The sequence below is a fragment of the Aeromicrobium sp. JP4 genome (assembly GCF_054957925.1).
The window spans coordinates 2,966,802-2,980,305 of sequence record NZ_CM143290.1 but is presented as its reverse complement, the minus strand read 5'-3'; the positions used below and the strand labels follow the sequence as shown (position 1 = coordinate 2,980,305).

Genomic DNA, 13,504 nt, shown 5'->3' with positions numbered 1-13,504 from the left:
CCTCAGGCCACGGAGCCCGTCTGCACGCTCCAGAGGGCGGCGTAGGCGCCGCGGGCGGCGACGAGCTCGTCGTGGGTCCCGGCCTCGATGACCCGGCCCGCGTCCAGCACCCAGATGCGGTCGGCGTGGCGCACCGTGGAGAGTCGGTGGGCGACCATGATCGCGGTGCGGTTGCGGGTGGCGGTCTGCAGCGAGACCTGGATGGCGGCCTCGGTCTCGTTGTCGACCGCGCTCGTGGCCTCGTCGAGGATCAACACTGCGGGGTCGCGCAGGAGCGCGCGAGCCAGGGCGAGCCGCTGGCGCTGGCCGCCCGAGAGCGTGACGCCCCGCTCCCCCACCCACGTGTCGTAGCCGAGCGGCAGGGCCTCGATGAAGCCGTCGGCGGCGGCCTGGCGGGCCGCCTCGGCGACGGCCTCACGCTCGGCCCCGGGACGCCCGTACGCGATGTTCTCCGCGATCGTGCCGGCGAACAGGAACACGTCCTGCGAGACGTAGCCGATCGATCCTCGGAGCGACTCCCACTCGAGCTCGCGCAGGTCGCGGCCGTCGAGGCTGACCTCACCGGAGCGCGGGTCGTCGAAGCGCAGCATGAGACGCAGCAGCGACGACTTGCCCGCGCCGGTGGGACCGACGATCGCGTGCGTCTCGCCGGCCGGGACCACGAGATCGATGCCGTGCAGCACGTCGGGTCCGTCGGCGTACCCCGCGCAGACCCCGGAGAGCTCGAGGCGCCCGGCCACCGGCGAGGGCAGCGCGACCGTGCCCGCCGGCACGTCGATGGGCTCGTCGATCAGCGCCAGGATGCGTGCGGTCGACGCGCGGCCACGCTGGTAGAGGTCGAGCATCTCGGCGATCTCGGTCAGCGGCCACAGCAGGCGCTGGGTCATGAACACCAGGACGGAGTAGAGGCCCACCTCCAGCTCGCCGTTCAGTGTGGCCCAGCCGCCGAAGAGCAGCGTGCACGTGAAGCCGACGAGGATCGCCATCCGCACGAGCGGGACGAACGCCGCCGACGACCGGATCGCGTCGACGTTCGCCTGGCGGTAGCCGGCCGAGACCCGCTCGACGCGATCGCGCTCGCGATCCTCGGCCGTGAACGCCTTGATCGTGGTGATGCCGCCGAGGTTGGCCGCGATGAGGCCCGACAGGTCGGCCACCCGCTCGCGCACCTGGGCGTAGAGCGGCTCGAGCCGGCGCTGGAACCACAGCGACCCGAACACGATGAGCGGGATCGGCAGGAACGCCAGGAGCAGCAGCTCCCACGACGCGATCGCGAAGACGGCGCCGACCAGCACGATGTTGAGCGCGGTCTGCAGCAGCGCGGGGGCACCGATGTCGAGGAACCGCTCGAGCTGGTTCACGTCGTCGTTGATGGTGGCCAGCGTCGACCCCTGCGGACGGCCCTCGTGCCAGTGCACGTCCAGCCGCTGCGCGTGGTCGTACGCCTCGACCCGCAGGTCGTGCTCCACCGACTGCGCCAGGCCGCGCCACGTGACGGCGGCGAAGTACTGCGACGCCGACTCGACGATCCACACGAGCGCGTTGATCGCGGCGAGCCAGCCCAGCTGGGCGAAGCGCGACTCGACGCCGAGCACCTCCGCCACGAAGGACCCCTCGCCGCGCACCACCACGTCGACCGCGGCACCGATCAGCAGCTCGGGCACCACGTCGGCGACCTTGTTGACCGTGGAGAGCACGACGGCCAGGACGAGCCGCTTGCGGTACCGGTCGTACCGTCGCCACAGCTCCTCCAGGGGCGCGCGTTCGGCGCGGTCGGACATCCGGTGCTCCTCGGTGGGTCGGTGGTTGTGGCGGGTCTCAGGCATGGGGCTCGGGGAATCGGGGCAGGTGCCAGTGCCAGCGCATCGCGCCGGCGCGGACCACCAGCACGAGGGCCCCGGCGGACAGCGCGGCGGCCCCGCTGGGCACCGTGGTCTCGAGCAGGATCACGTAGAGCGCCGCCCCGGCGATGGACGCCAGGGCGTAGATCTCGCCCACGAGGACCTGCGGCTTGCGGCGCACCAGCACGTCGCGGATCACGCCGCCGCCGGTGCCGGTGATGACGCCGAAGACGATCGCCACCCAGGGACGGACGTCCTCCGCGAGGGCGATCGACGCCCCGGTGACGGTGAACGCGGCGAGCCCCACGGCGTCGGCGTAGAGGACGATCCGCCACGAGTCGACCTTCGACTGCGGGTGCCGGGCCGCCACCGCGATCACCACGAGCGAGGTCGCCGCCGCGACGATCAGCATCCCGGGCGCGCTGACCCACCAGACCGGCTCGATCCCGAGCATCAGGTCGCGCAGCGTGCCGCCGCCGACCGCCACCACGACGGCCAGCACGACGACGCCGAGCCAGTCCATGCCGGCGCGGACGGCCGCGTACCCGCCCGACACCGCGAAGGCGACGATCCCGATGACCTCGGCGGCCGCGAAGAGATCGTCGTTCACGCATCCACCGTAGGGGGCGCTCCAGCCAGTAGCGTGCGCAGCATGGCCCGGACTCCCCCGCCGACCGACCACGCCGCTCGCGTCCTCGCGGCCCGCTGGCTGGCCCTCGCCGCGTTCGCGCTGCTCGTCACGACCACGCAGGTCCTGTGGCTCACCTTCGCCGCCGTCACGCCCCAGACGGCCGAGCACCTGGGCGTCTCGGAGGGGGCCGTCGGCGACCTCGCCGTGGTCAACGCCGCCGCCTTCGTCCTGCTGGCGATCCCGGCCGGGCGCTGGATGGACCGCTCGTACGAGCGCGCCCTCGCGGCCGGTGCGCTGTTCACCGCGGCCGGAGCGATCGTGCGCGCGCTGGACCCGTCGTCGTACGGCACGATCCTGGCGGGCCAGCTGATCATGTCGATCGGACAGCCGCTCGTGCTCAACGCGCTGACGAAGGTGGCGGCGCGCCACTTCCCGCCGCGTGAGCAGACCACCGCCATCTCGGTGGCGGCCGGTGCGCAGTACGCGGGAATCCTCGTCGCGGTGCTGACCTCGAGCCTGCTGGTGGACGCGGGCGGCTTCCGCCTGCTGCTGGTGTCCCACGCCGTCCTCGCGACCGTGGCCGCGGCCGCGGTGCTGGCGAGCCTGCGACTGCCGGCCCACTCGGTCGACACCCTCGGCCGCGCCCGCCTGGGCGCGCTGCGCTCGGACCGGCTGGTCTGGAAGATGGCGGGACTGCTGTTCCTGGGCTTCGGGATCTACAACGGGATCGCGACGTGGCTCGACTCGATCCTGGTGGACTTCGGGCACCCCGGGCTGGCCGGCCCCGTCATCGCCACGATGACGCTCGCGGGCATCGCCGGCGCGGCGGTGCTGCCGAGCCTCGCGGCGGCGCGCGACGCCCGGCGGACCGTCGCGATCGGCGCGACCGCCACGCTGGCCGTGGTGATGCTGACGCTCGCGGCGACCCAGCCGGTGTGGCTGGTCTACGTGGGCCTGGCGCTCGTCGGCTTCATGCTGATGGGCACGCTGCCGGTGGTCCTCGACTGGTCGGAGGTGCACGTCGGGCCCACGCGCGCCGGCACCGTCACGGGGCTGCTGCTCCTGGCTGGCAACCTCGGCGCGGTGCTCGTGGTGCTGACCGTCCAGCTGGCGATCGGCGACCCGGCCACGGCGCTGCTCGTCATGGCCCTGTGGGCCGTGCCCGGACTCGCGGTGGCGTGGCTGCTCCCGCGCTCGGCGGAGTCCCACACCGAGACGGCCGACCCGCTCGCCCGGTGACCGTGGTTTCGATACGCGGGCTCGTTCCTCGCCCCGCTACTCAACCACCGGCTGCGTACAAGATGGTCTAGTAGTGCCCGGCTGCAGACCCGGTGGTCGAGTAGCTCGCGAGCGCAGCGAGCGGCGTATCGAGACCACGTCAGCGCAGGTCGTCCCTCGCCCCGCTACTCAACCACCGGCTGCGGACCCGGTGGTCGAGTAGCTCGCGAGCGCAGCGAGCGGCGTATCGAGACCACGTCAGCGCAGGGTCGCGGCGGGCTCGATGCGGACGACGACCGCCTTCGAGACGGGGGTGTTCGAGTCGCGCGCGGTGGAGTCCAGCGGCACGAGCACGTTGGCCTCGGGGAAGTAGGCGGCGGCGCAGCCGCGGGCCGTCGGGAACGCCACGGCGCGGAACCCCCGCAGCACCCGGTCGGGCTGGTCGGGCCACTCGCTGGACACGTCGACGAGGTCGCCGTCGGCGAGGCCGCGCTCGGCCAGGTCGTCGGGATGGACGAACACCACGTCGCGCCCCGACTTGATGCCGCGGTAGCGGTCGTTGCGGCTGTAGATGGTGGTGTTGAACTGGTCGTGCGAGCGCACCGTCTGCAGCATCAGGCGTCCGGGCGCCAGCGTGATCGGCTCGAACCGGTTGGCGGTGAACATCGCGCGCCCCGTGGCGGTGTCGAAGGTGCGTGAGTCGCGGGCCCCGTGCGGCAGGACGAAGCCGTCCGGATCGGTGACCTTCCGCTCGTAGTCCTCGCAGCCCGGGACGACGCGGCTGATGTGGTGCCGGATCGTCCGGTAGTCCGCCTCGAACGCCGCCCAGTCGATCGGCTGCCGGTCCCCCAGCGTGGCCCGCGCGAGCCGGCTCACGATCGCCACCTCCGACAGCAGCGTGTCGGCGACCGGCTCGACGCGCCCGCGGGAGGCGTGCACGGCGCACACCGTGTCCTCGACCGTGACGAACTGCTCGCCCGAGGCCTGGCGGTCGATCTCGGTGCGGCCGATCGTCGGCAGGATCAGCGCGGCCTCGCCGGTGACGCCGTGCGAGCGGTTGAGCTTCGTGGAGACCTGCACCGTCATCGCGGTGCCGCGCAGCGCCGCCTCGGCCGCCCCGGTGTCGGAGATCGCCGAGACGAAGTTGCCGCCCAGCGACATCCAGAAGCGCACGTCGCCGCGCTGCATCGCCCGCACCGCGTTGACCGAGTCGAAGCCGTGCTTCCGCGGCGGCTCGAAGCCGAACTCGGCGGCCAGCCCGTTCATGAAGCTCTCGGGCATCTTCTCCCAGATGCCCATCGTGCGGTCGCCCTGCACGTTGCTGTGCCCGCGGATCGGCGAGGCACCGGCGCCCGGGCGGCCGATGTGCCCCCGCAGCAGCAGCAGGTTGATGATCTCCTTGATCGTGGCGACGGCCTGCGTGTGCTGGGTCAGCCCCATCGCCCACGTGACGATGACGCGGTCGGCGGCGAGGTAGCGCCGGGCGAACTCGTCGATCTCCTCGGTGGTCAGCCCCGTGGCCGCGTGCACCGCGGCGTCGTCGAGGTCGGCCACGCTCGCGCGCAGCTCCTCCAGCCCCGACGTGTGCTGCTCGATGAAGTCGTGGTCCAGGACGGTGCCGGGCGCCGCGTCCTCGGCGGCCAGGACGCGCTGGATCACGGCCTGCAGCAGCGGCCCGTCGCCGCCGAGGCGGATCTGGCAGAACTGGTCGGCCATCGTGGTGCCCTTGCCGATCACACCCCGCACGTTCTGCGGGTTCTTGAACCGGATCAGCCCGGCCTCGGGCAGCGGGTTCACCGCGATGATCGACGCGCCGGCATGCTTGGCGCGCTCGAGCGCCGACAGCATGCGCGGATGGTTGGTGCCCGGGTTCTGGCCCATGATGATGATCAGGTCGGCCTGCGGCACGTCCTCGTACGTGATCGTGGACTTGCCGACGCCGATCGTCTCGACCATCGCGGTGCCGGTGGACTCGTGGCACATGTTCGAGCAGTCGGGCAGGTTGTTCGTGCCGAAGGCGCGCACGAACAGCTGGTAGACGAAGGCGGCCTCGTTGGAGGCGCGGCCCGACGTGTAGAACGCCGCCTGGTCGGGGTGGTCGAGGTCGTTGAGCGCCTGTGCCGCGAGCGCGAACGCCTCGTCCCACGACACCGGCCGGTAGTGGTCCTCCCCCGGCGCCTTGTAGACGGGCTCGGTGAGCCGGCCCTGCTGGCCCAGCCAGTACTCGCTCTTCTCCGCCAGGTCGTGCACCGTGTGCTCAGCCCAGAACTCGCGCGGGACGGTGAGCGGGGTCGCCTCCCACGTGACCGCCTTGGCGCCGTTCTCGCAGAACTCGGCGGAGTGGCGCCGGCCCGGGTCGGGCCACGCGCAGCTCATGCAGTCGAAGCCGTCCTTCTGGTTGATCGACGTGAGCAGCTTCGCCGTCCGCGCCACGCCCATCGCACTGAGCGCCGGCCGCATCGCGTGCAGGACGCCGGGAAGGCCGGCGGCCCAGTTCTTCAGCCGGGTGACCTCGATGGCGTCGTCGTTCGGGTCGTCGACCGGAGGCTTGCGCACCATCACGCCACCACCCGATCGGCGCGGGAGTAGACCACCATCGACGGTCCTCGCAGGAAGCCGATCACCGTGAGGCCGGCCTCCTCGCCCAGCTCCACGGCCAAGGACGAGGGCGCCGAGATCGCCGCGAGCACGGGTACGCCGGCCATGGACGCCTTCTGCACGAGCTCGAAGCCGGCCCGCCCGGACACCAGCAGCACGCAACCGGCGACGGGCAGCTTCTCGTGCTCGAGCGCCCAGCCGACGACCTTGTCCACGGCGTTGTGACGGCCGACGTCCTCGCGCACGACCAGCGGCTCGCCGGTGCGGCCGTCGAAGAGACCCGCCGCGTGCAGACCGCCCGTCTGGTCGAACACCGACTGGACGCCGCGCATGCGGTCGGGCAGTCCGGACAGCAGCTCGGCGGGCACGCGCAACGCGTCGCCGGAGACGTCGAACGCCGACTTCGTGGTGACCGCCTCGATGCTGGTCTTGCCGCACACGCCGCACGAGGACGACGTGTAGCCGTGACGCTCGAGCGCGAGGTGGTCGACGTGGGCATCGGACTCCACCTGGACGTCGAGCACGTTGTAGGTGTTGAGCCCCTCCTCGGTGGCACCGGCGCAGTAGCGCGCCGAGCGCACCTGCTCACGCCGCGTGATCACGCCTTCGGACACGAGGTAGCCCAGCGCGAGCTCGACGTCGTGGCCCGGGGTGCGCATCGTGACGGCGAGCGAGCGGCCGTTCAGCCGGATCTCGAGCGGCTCCTCGCCGGTCAGCCGGTCCTCACGGACGCGGGAGCGGCCCTGCTCCACCACGGTGACGCGGCGGCGGACGGCTGGCTTGGTCATGGAGCCACGGTATGTCAGAACGCGGCGGCGAGCCGGGTGATCGGGCGGCGGCGGGGGTTCGGTCGGAGTCGGTGCCCCCGCCATCGGGGGGTTGTGCGAAGGCACCGACTCACAGACAGACACGACTCGGCTGGGGGACCGAGTACTCCCTCCCGGCAGACTCGAGGGTGTGAGCTCGAAGCCTGCCGCCCGCCAAAAGTACCGGACCGGTACACAAGTCCGCCCGAAAATGGAACAAATACTTACTCACCAATGTCCTGACTGGGATTCCAGCCAGAATCGCGGCAGCTTCAGACGGGGCGGAGCAGCGCCGAGTGGATCGCGACGACCGGGGGCACGACGCTCGAGAGCCGGAGCCGCCGTCGCGGATCCGTGGCGCGGATCTGGCGCGACACCAGCTCCTCGGTCGCCCCGATCGCCCCGATGACCTCGAGCTCGGTGGGGACGCGGACCTCGGCCCCGGCCGCCGCGGCGAGCGTGGCCACCCGCGCGAGGCTGCGGGCATGGCGCTCGACGACGAGGTCGCGCTGGCGTCGCACGCGGTCGCCCGCGACGTGGACCTCCACCAGGAAGCTGCGGGCGAACGTGGGCCGGGCCTCCAGGCAGGCCATCAGGCCCCGCACCCCGAGCTCGATCCGCTCCTCCCACGCCGAGTCCGGCGTCCGCATCGCCTGGTCGCGGATGAACTGGACCAGCTGCTCGCTGATCGTCTCGTGCGCCGACGCGAACGCCTCCTCCTTGTCGGAGAAGCACTGGTAGAAGGTGGTCCGCGAGACCCGCGCGCGCCGGGTGATGCCGGTGACGGTCGTTCGGGCGTACCCCGCGGCGGCGACCTCGTCGCAGACGGCCTGCAGGATGCGGCCCCGCTGGGACGCCTCGACCTCGCGCTCGGGCAGCGCCGCCCGGCCGCGCGGCAGCTCCAGCCGCTCGGGCAGCAGGCTCAGGGCGTCGTCGGGCACCGGGTCAGGCTAGCCCTGCAATTCCCGGGTGTCTCCTGTTCCTCACGGGGTTTTTCGCCGGTCCCCCGGCCCGGCCCCGACACCTGGGTGGGGAATCGTTGCTCCGACCCCGCCGAGACGCAACGTTTCGCACGCGAGATCGCAATAAAACGCGATTGTTTGCACCACAACGCCTGCGTAGCGTTGGCTTCATGAGCTCCGTGCCCTTCCTCGACGTCACGAACACCATCCGCTGGGTCCGCACCCGCGGCGCCGAGGCGGTCATCGCCGGCATGACCGACGCCGTCGAGGCCGACTTCCGGCGCTGGACCGCGTTCGACAAGACGGCGCGCGTCGCCGCGCACTCCCCCGAAGGCGTCATCGAGCTGATGCCCACGAGCGACGGCGCGGCCTACGGCTTCAAGTACGTGAACGGCCACCCCGCCAACCCGGCGCGTGGCCTCCAGACCGTCACCGCGTTCGGCGTCCTGGCCGACGTCGCCTCGGGCTATCCCACGTTCGTGGCCGAGATGACGGTGCTGACGGCGCTGCGCACGGCGGCCACCTCGGCGATGGCGGCTCGTCACCTGGCCCGTCAGGACGCGCAGGTCATGGCGATGATCGGCACCGGATCGCAGGCCGAGTTCCAGGCGCTCGGCTTCCGCGCCGCGCTGGGCATCCGGTCGCTGCGCGTGTGGGACGTCGACCCCGGCGCTCTGGCGAAGTTCGTGCGCAACGTCGAACCCCTCGGCTTCGACGTGCACCTCGCCAGCAGCGCCGAGGAGGCGGTGCTCGGCGCGGACGTGATCACCACGTGCACGGCCGACAAGCAGCGCGCCCTCGTCCTCACCGACGACATGGTGGCGCCCGGCGTGCACGTGAACGCGATCGGCGGCGACTGCCCCGGCAAGACCGAGCTCGACCCGGCGATCCTGCACCGTGCCTCGATCTTCGTGGAGTTCGAGCCCCAGACCCGCATCGAGGGCGAGATCCAGGCGGTCGCGGCCGACCACCCCGTCACCGAGCTGTGGCAGGTCATCGCCGGGACCGCCGCGGGACGTCGCGACGCGACCGACGTGACCGTCTTCGACTCGGTCGGGTTCGCCGTGGAGGACTTCGCGGCGCTGCGCTACGCGCACGAGTCCGTGGCGGGCACCGACCTGGTGGGCTGGCTGGACCTCGTCGCCGACCCCGCCGATCCCAAGGACCTCTTCGGCCTGGTGGCCGGCGCCGACACCCTGGTCGCCATCTCCTGACACTCCTCGACCCCCTGCACGGCCATGTCGCGCAGGGGTTGACGTCTGTCCGGGCGCGGGTCTAACCTGCAACCAAATGGTTGTACATACTCAGAACGAGCTGACCGACGCCGAGGTCGACCGCATCTTCCACGCCCTCGCCGACGCCACCCGACGCGACATCGTCCGACGCACCCTCGTGGGCGAGGCGTCCGTGTCCCGGCTGGCCGACTCGTACGACATGTCGTTCGCCGCGGTGCAGAAGCACGTGGCCGTCCTGGAAGGGGCCGGACTGGTGACCAAGCACCGACAAGGCCGCGAGCGACTGGTCCGTGGCAATCCCGACACGATCGCCCGGGCCCAGCACCTGCTCGACGAGTTCGAGCTCCTCTGGCGCTCGCGCGTCGAGCGTCTCGACGCCCTGCTGGCCGAAGACCCCGACCCCTCCTGAAAGGCACCACCATGCCCATCACCTCCGTGTCCAAGGACACCGACGACCTGACCATGACCGTGGTCGCCGACTTCCCCGTGCCGGTCCGCCGGCTGTGGGACGCCTACGCCGACCCCCGCCAGCTCGAGCGCTTCTGGGGACCCGTCGAGTGGCCCGCCACGTTCAGCCGCCATGACATGACCGCCGCCGGCGAGTCGCACTACGTGATGACCGGCCCCGAGGGCGAGACGAGCGCCGGGTACTGGAAGTTCCTGTCCGTCGACGAGGGCAAGGGCTTCGAGGTCGAGGACGGCTTCGCCTCCGAGCCCGGCGTCCCGAACCGCGACATGCCGTCCATGCGGATGAGCTTCGCCTTCGAGGAGACCGGCGAGGGCTCGCGGGTCACCACCACCACGTGGTTCGCCTCGCTGCAGGACCTCGAGCAGCTGATCGCGAGCGGCATGGAGGAGGGCATGACCTCGGCGATGGGCCAGATGGACGAGGTCCTGGCCGACCTCGCCTCCTTCGCCGCCGGGTCGGGCACGCAGACCCAGCTGCTCGACGACACGCACGTGCGCATCACCCGTGTCATCCGCGGCACCGTCGAGCAGGTGTGGCGCGCCCACACCGAGGCCGATCTCATGAAGCGCTGGCTGCTCGGGCCCGACGGCTGGACGATGCCGGTGTGCGAGGTGGCCACCGAGGTCGGTGACACCTACCGCTACGAGTGGGAGCAGGAGGGCGGCGGCAACCGGTTCGGCTTCACCGGCGAGCTCCTCGAGGTCCACGCCCCCACCCGCAGCGTCACCACCGAGCGGATGATCGGGATGGAGGGCGAGGGGACGCTCAACGAGCAGACCCTCACCCCCGTCGAGGGCGGCACCCTGCTGACCGTCGTGATCACCTACCCGAGCCGCGAGCTGCGCGACCAGATCCTGGCCACCGGCATGACGGACGGCATGGAGACCAGCTACGCACGGCTGGAGCGCGAGGTGCTCGCCACCGCCTGACGCAGGCCCCTCATCGCAGCCGCAGCGGCACCGCTGCGGCTGCGACGGCGCCCGAGGCGAGCACGAGCAGGGTCGCTCCCACGACCGGCGAGGATCCGACGAACGCGGCGAAGACGACCGCGCCGACGGCCATCGCAAAGGCTTGGACCAGCGCGTCGTTGAGCTGCAGGGACGAGGAGACCCGACCCGCCTCGCCGTCGTCGGCGGTGGCGAGCGCGAGCACCGCGAGCGTCGAGAACGCCATGCCGATGCCGAACCCGGCGACGGCCCACGCCACGACGGGGAGCACCAGCGGGACGCCGCCGAGCCCCACGGTCGCCGTGGTCGCCACCGCCACCGCCACCAGCGAGGTGCCGAGCCGGACGCGGAGCAGCTCGTCGCCCAGCGCCGGCACCCGCGCGGCGGCCTGCGCTCCGAGGCACCACGCCACGGCGGCGGCGGTCAGCACCAGTCCGGCCTGCGAGAGGGAGAGCCCACGCTCGGTCGTCAGCAGCAGCGGCAGGTAGGCCTCGGCACCGGCGAACGACGCCCCGACGAGACCTCGCGCGACGAGCACGGCCGGCAGTCCCGGCCTGGCCCGCCAGGTTCCGGGAGGGAGCAGGCGCCCCGCGGCGACGAGGGCGGCCACGGTGCCGCCCACCACGAGGACGAGCCAGCCCTCGAGCTGGCGCTGACCGCCGACGGCCAGCGCCGAGACGCCGGTCGCCGCGAGTGCGGCCCATCCCAGTCGCCGTCGGTCGACCATGACCGAGGACTCCCCCGGCGCCCCGGCTGCCGACCGCACGAGCCACCACGACCCGAGAGCCACGGCAGGAACCGCGAGGAAGACCCAACGCCATCCCACGAGGTCCGCGATGACCCCCGCGAGCAGCGGCCCCACGAGGGCGGGCAGGACCCACGCGGCCGTCATCACCGCGAACACCCGGGGCCGCAGGACGGCCGGGTAGGACTCCGCGACGACCACGTAGAGCGCGACGCCCAGCACGCCGCCACCCAGGCCGTGGACGAGCCGGCCGACGAGGAAGACCTCCATCGACGGCGCCAGCCCGGCGACCACGACCCCGAGGCAGAACACCAGCACACCGACGACCAGCGCCCGGGCGGTGCCGTGCCGGTCGACCCACTCACCGGCCACGGACAGCGCCACCACGGAGGCGGCCATCGGCGCGGCGAACGCCAGCGCGTAGAGCGAGAGGCCGTCGAGATCCCGAGCCACTTCGGGCATCACGGTGGCGACGGCCAGGGACTCGAACGCGAACAGGAAGGCGAGCGAGAAGACGCCGACCGTCGTGCGCAGGTGCGGGCCCGCCCAGGGCGAGCCGGCCGGCGCCGTCCGCAGTGCGCTGCTCACCGCAGTCGCAGACTGATCACGCCGGCGGCCACGAAGCGGTCCCTCTCCTCGAGCCGGATGCAGCCGTCGACGAGGCGGGCACGGGTGGACAGGGACGGGCGGACCCGGCGGCGCCGGGAGGGCTTCGACTGGAGCATGGCTTCATGGAACAACCTCAACTAAGGTTAAGGTCAATGACCGTCCTGCTCACTCCTTCACAGGTCGCCGAACGTGCCGGCGTCGCGGTCTCGGCGCTGCACTTCTACGAGCGCGAGGGCCTCATCGCGTCCACGCGCAGCGCGGGCAACCAGCGGCGCTACACCCGCGACGTCCTGCGCCGGATCGCCTTCATCCGCACGTCGCAGCGGGTGGGCATCTCGCTCGCCGAGATCCGCGAGGCGCTCTCGACGCTGCCGGTGGACCGGGCGCCGACGAAGGCCGACTGGTCGCGGCTCTCCCGCCGCTGGCGCACCTCGCTCGACGAGCGCATCGCCCGCCTGCAGCGGCTGCGCGACGACCTCGACGGCTGCATCGGGTGCGGGTGCCTCTCCCTGAGGAGGTGCCGGCTGCAGAACCCCGACGACGCCCTCGGGGCGCAGGGACCGGGCGCCCGCCTGCTCGACCCGAGCTGAGGCCGCGCGGCACCTCGGAGAAGGACAGGCCGGTGCCCCCGCGTTCGGGGGGTCAACGGGGGCACCGACCTGTCGACGGGGCTCGGTCGGGGGGAGACGAGCCGCACCGTCAGACGCAAAAGTACACGTTCAGTACATCTGGGTGCGCAGGACGCGCGGACGGATTCTCACGTGTCGTGCATCACGGCGCGGACGATCTGGGTGACCGGCGCCACCACCGACTGCAGGTCCAGACTCTCGCCATGGCGCCGGCAGCGCACCCGTCGCGCCGCGAGCTGGTCGAAGGCTCCGATGAGCCCGCGCACGACCTCGGGGTCGTGCAGTCGGATCGTGGGGTCACTGGCCCTGGAGGCCTTCGCGAGCTCGAGCAGGATCTCCACGTGGCGGTCCAGCATCTGCTCACGCTGCAAGGCCAGGCGCTCCCCCGCGGCGAGGATCTCGACGAAGAAGCAGATCGTGAAGGATCGAGCGGACTCGAGGACCTCGACGTAGGCCGTGAGGACGCTCGCGATGCGGTCGTCGAAGTCCAGGTCGGGGCGCGAGAGCGTGGGCTCCCACACGCGCGCCACGGCCAGGTCGCTCGCACTCCAGTGGGCGCTGGCGAAGGCGTCCTCCTTGTCGGTGAACGCGTCGTAGAACGAGGTGCGCGAGACGTGGGCGCGCTTGGTGATCGCGGCGACGGTGGTCGCGTGGTAGCCCGACTCGGCGACCTCGTCGAGCGTGGCCTGCATGATCCGCCCGCGGCGGGAGGCCTCCACCGCCGACTTCGACAGGGCCGAGCGCCCCCGGGGCAGGTCGAGGCGATCGGGCAGCAGGCTCAGCAGTCCGTCGTCCTCCACCTCCGCAGGATAAT

General features: G+C 72.1%; 13 protein-coding genes. 5 read left to right on the top strand and 8 right to left on the bottom strand.

The features are described 5' to 3' along the window. Positions 1-2 precede the first annotated feature (2 nt). Positions 3-1,826 (bottom strand): ABC transporter ATP-binding protein, encoded by a 1,824-nt coding sequence (locus tag ACY1JX_RS14630; RefSeq protein ID WP_462564429.1) that lies wholly within the window; start codon positions 1,824-1,826, stop codon positions 3-5. Next, positions 1,819-2,451 carry a trimeric intracellular cation channel family protein gene (locus ACY1JX_RS14625; RefSeq protein WP_462564428.1) on the bottom strand — a complete coding sequence of 211 codons (633 nt, stop codon included), beginning with the start codon at positions 2,449-2,451 and terminating at the stop codon, positions 1,819-1,821. The genes ACY1JX_RS14630 and ACY1JX_RS14625 overlap by 8 nt, the downstream gene beginning before the upstream one ends. 42 nt (positions 2,452-2,493) lie before the next feature. Between ACY1JX_RS14625 and ACY1JX_RS14620 the strand changes: the two genes are divergently transcribed. Further along, positions 2,494-3,711 carry an MFS transporter gene (locus ACY1JX_RS14620; protein ID WP_462564427.1) on the top strand — a complete coding sequence of 406 codons (1,218 nt, stop codon included), beginning with the start codon at positions 2,494-2,496 and terminating at the stop codon, positions 3,709-3,711. Positions 3,712-3,948: 237 nt separating this feature from the next. Here the strand turns inward: ACY1JX_RS14620 and ACY1JX_RS14615 are convergent, their stop codons facing one another. The 3 genes from ACY1JX_RS14615 to ACY1JX_RS14605 form a co-directional block, all read right to left on the bottom strand. Next, on the bottom strand, positions 3,949-6,249 hold the full coding sequence (locus ACY1JX_RS14615; RefSeq protein ID WP_462564426.1) for an FdhF/YdeP family oxidoreductase: 2,301 nt from the start codon (positions 6,247-6,249) through the stop codon (positions 3,949-3,951). Beyond that, positions 6,249-7,076: a formate dehydrogenase accessory sulfurtransferase FdhD gene (gene fdhD / locus ACY1JX_RS14610; RefSeq protein ID WP_462564425.1), complete on the bottom strand. Its 828-nt coding sequence runs from the start codon at positions 7,074-7,076 to the stop codon at positions 6,249-6,251. The genes ACY1JX_RS14615 and fdhD overlap by 1 nt, the downstream gene beginning before the upstream one ends. A 290-nt stretch (positions 7,077-7,366) precedes the next feature. Continuing rightward, entirely contained in the window at positions 7,367-8,035 is a 669-nt protein-coding gene (locus ACY1JX_RS14605) for a TetR/AcrR family transcriptional regulator (protein WP_286930105.1), read from the bottom strand. Between the two features lie 191 nt (positions 8,036-8,226). Here ACY1JX_RS14605 and ACY1JX_RS14600 point away from each other — a divergent pair, with 191 nt between their 5' ends. The 3 genes from ACY1JX_RS14600 (at position 8,227) to ACY1JX_RS14590 (ending at position 10,689) form a co-directional block, all read left to right on the top strand. After that, entirely contained in the window at positions 8,227-9,270 is a 1,044-nt protein-coding gene (locus ACY1JX_RS14600) for an ornithine cyclodeaminase (RefSeq protein ID WP_286930104.1), read from the top strand. Positions 9,271-9,346: 76 nt separating this feature from the next. Next, positions 9,347-9,700: an ArsR/SmtB family transcription factor gene (locus tag ACY1JX_RS14595; RefSeq protein ID WP_181756518.1), complete on the top strand. Its 354-nt coding sequence runs from the start codon at positions 9,347-9,349 to the stop codon at positions 9,698-9,700. Positions 9,701-9,711: 11 nt separating this feature from the next. Further along, on the top strand, positions 9,712-10,689 hold the full coding sequence (locus ACY1JX_RS14590) for an SRPBCC family protein (protein WP_286930103.1): 978 nt from the start codon (positions 9,712-9,714) through the stop codon (positions 10,687-10,689). Positions 10,690-10,699: 10 nt separating this feature from the next. On the opposite strand, the gene ACY1JX_RS14585 is transcribed toward ACY1JX_RS14590, so the two are convergent. Together ACY1JX_RS14585 and ACY1JX_RS14580 are read right to left on the bottom strand one after the other, a co-directional pair. Next, complete coding sequence (locus ACY1JX_RS14585; protein WP_462564424.1) at positions 10,700-12,040, bottom strand: MFS transporter; 1,341 nt, start codon at positions 12,038-12,040, stop codon at positions 10,700-10,702. After that, entirely contained in the window at positions 12,037-12,177 is a 141-nt protein-coding gene (locus ACY1JX_RS14580; RefSeq protein ID WP_286930101.1) for a hypothetical protein, read from the bottom strand. The genes ACY1JX_RS14585 and ACY1JX_RS14580 overlap by 4 nt, the downstream gene beginning before the upstream one ends. Before the next feature lie 36 nt (positions 12,178-12,213). Here ACY1JX_RS14580 and soxR point away from each other — a divergent pair, with 36 nt between their 5' ends. Further along, positions 12,214-12,651, top strand: coding sequence for a redox-sensitive transcriptional activator SoxR (soxR, locus tag ACY1JX_RS14575; RefSeq protein WP_462564423.1), 438 nt, complete (start codon positions 12,214-12,216; stop codon positions 12,649-12,651). 167 nt (positions 12,652-12,818) lie between these two features. Here the strand turns inward: soxR and ACY1JX_RS14570 are convergent, their stop codons facing one another. Continuing rightward, positions 12,819-13,490: a TetR/AcrR family transcriptional regulator gene (locus ACY1JX_RS14570; RefSeq protein WP_181756513.1), complete on the bottom strand. Its 672-nt coding sequence runs from the start codon at positions 13,488-13,490 to the stop codon at positions 12,819-12,821. Positions 13,491-13,504: the final 14 nt, after the last annotated feature.

Bases quoted from the DNA above. Each gene is read 5' to 3' on its own strand.
- ACY1JX_RS14630 (WP_462564429.1), bottom strand. From the start codon at position 1,826: ATGCCTGAGACCCGCCACAACCACCGACCCACCGAGGAGCACCGGATG.
- ACY1JX_RS14620 (WP_462564427.1), top strand. From the start codon at position 2,494: ATGGCCCGGACTCCCCCGCCGACCGACCACGCCGCTCGCGTCCTCGCG.
- ACY1JX_RS14615 (WP_462564426.1), bottom strand. From the start codon at position 6,249: ATGGTGCGCAAGCCTCCGGTCGACGACCCGAACGACGACGCCATCGAG.
- fdhD (WP_462564425.1), bottom strand. From the start codon at position 7,076: ATGACCAAGCCAGCCGTCCGCCGCCGCGTCACCGTGGTGGAGCAGGGC.
- ACY1JX_RS14600 (WP_286930104.1), top strand. From the start codon at position 8,227: ATGAGCTCCGTGCCCTTCCTCGACGTCACGAACACCATCCGCTGGGTC.
- ACY1JX_RS14595 (WP_181756518.1), top strand. From the start codon at position 9,347: ATGGTTGTACATACTCAGAACGAGCTGACCGACGCCGAGGTCGACCGC.
- ACY1JX_RS14590 (WP_286930103.1), top strand. From the start codon at position 9,712: ATGCCCATCACCTCCGTGTCCAAGGACACCGACGACCTGACCATGACC.
- ACY1JX_RS14580 (WP_286930101.1), bottom strand. From the start codon at position 12,177: ATGCTCCAGTCGAAGCCCTCCCGGCGCCGCCGGGTCCGCCCGTCCCTG.
- soxR (WP_462564423.1), top strand. From the start codon at position 12,214: ATGACCGTCCTGCTCACTCCTTCACAGGTCGCCGAACGTGCCGGCGTC.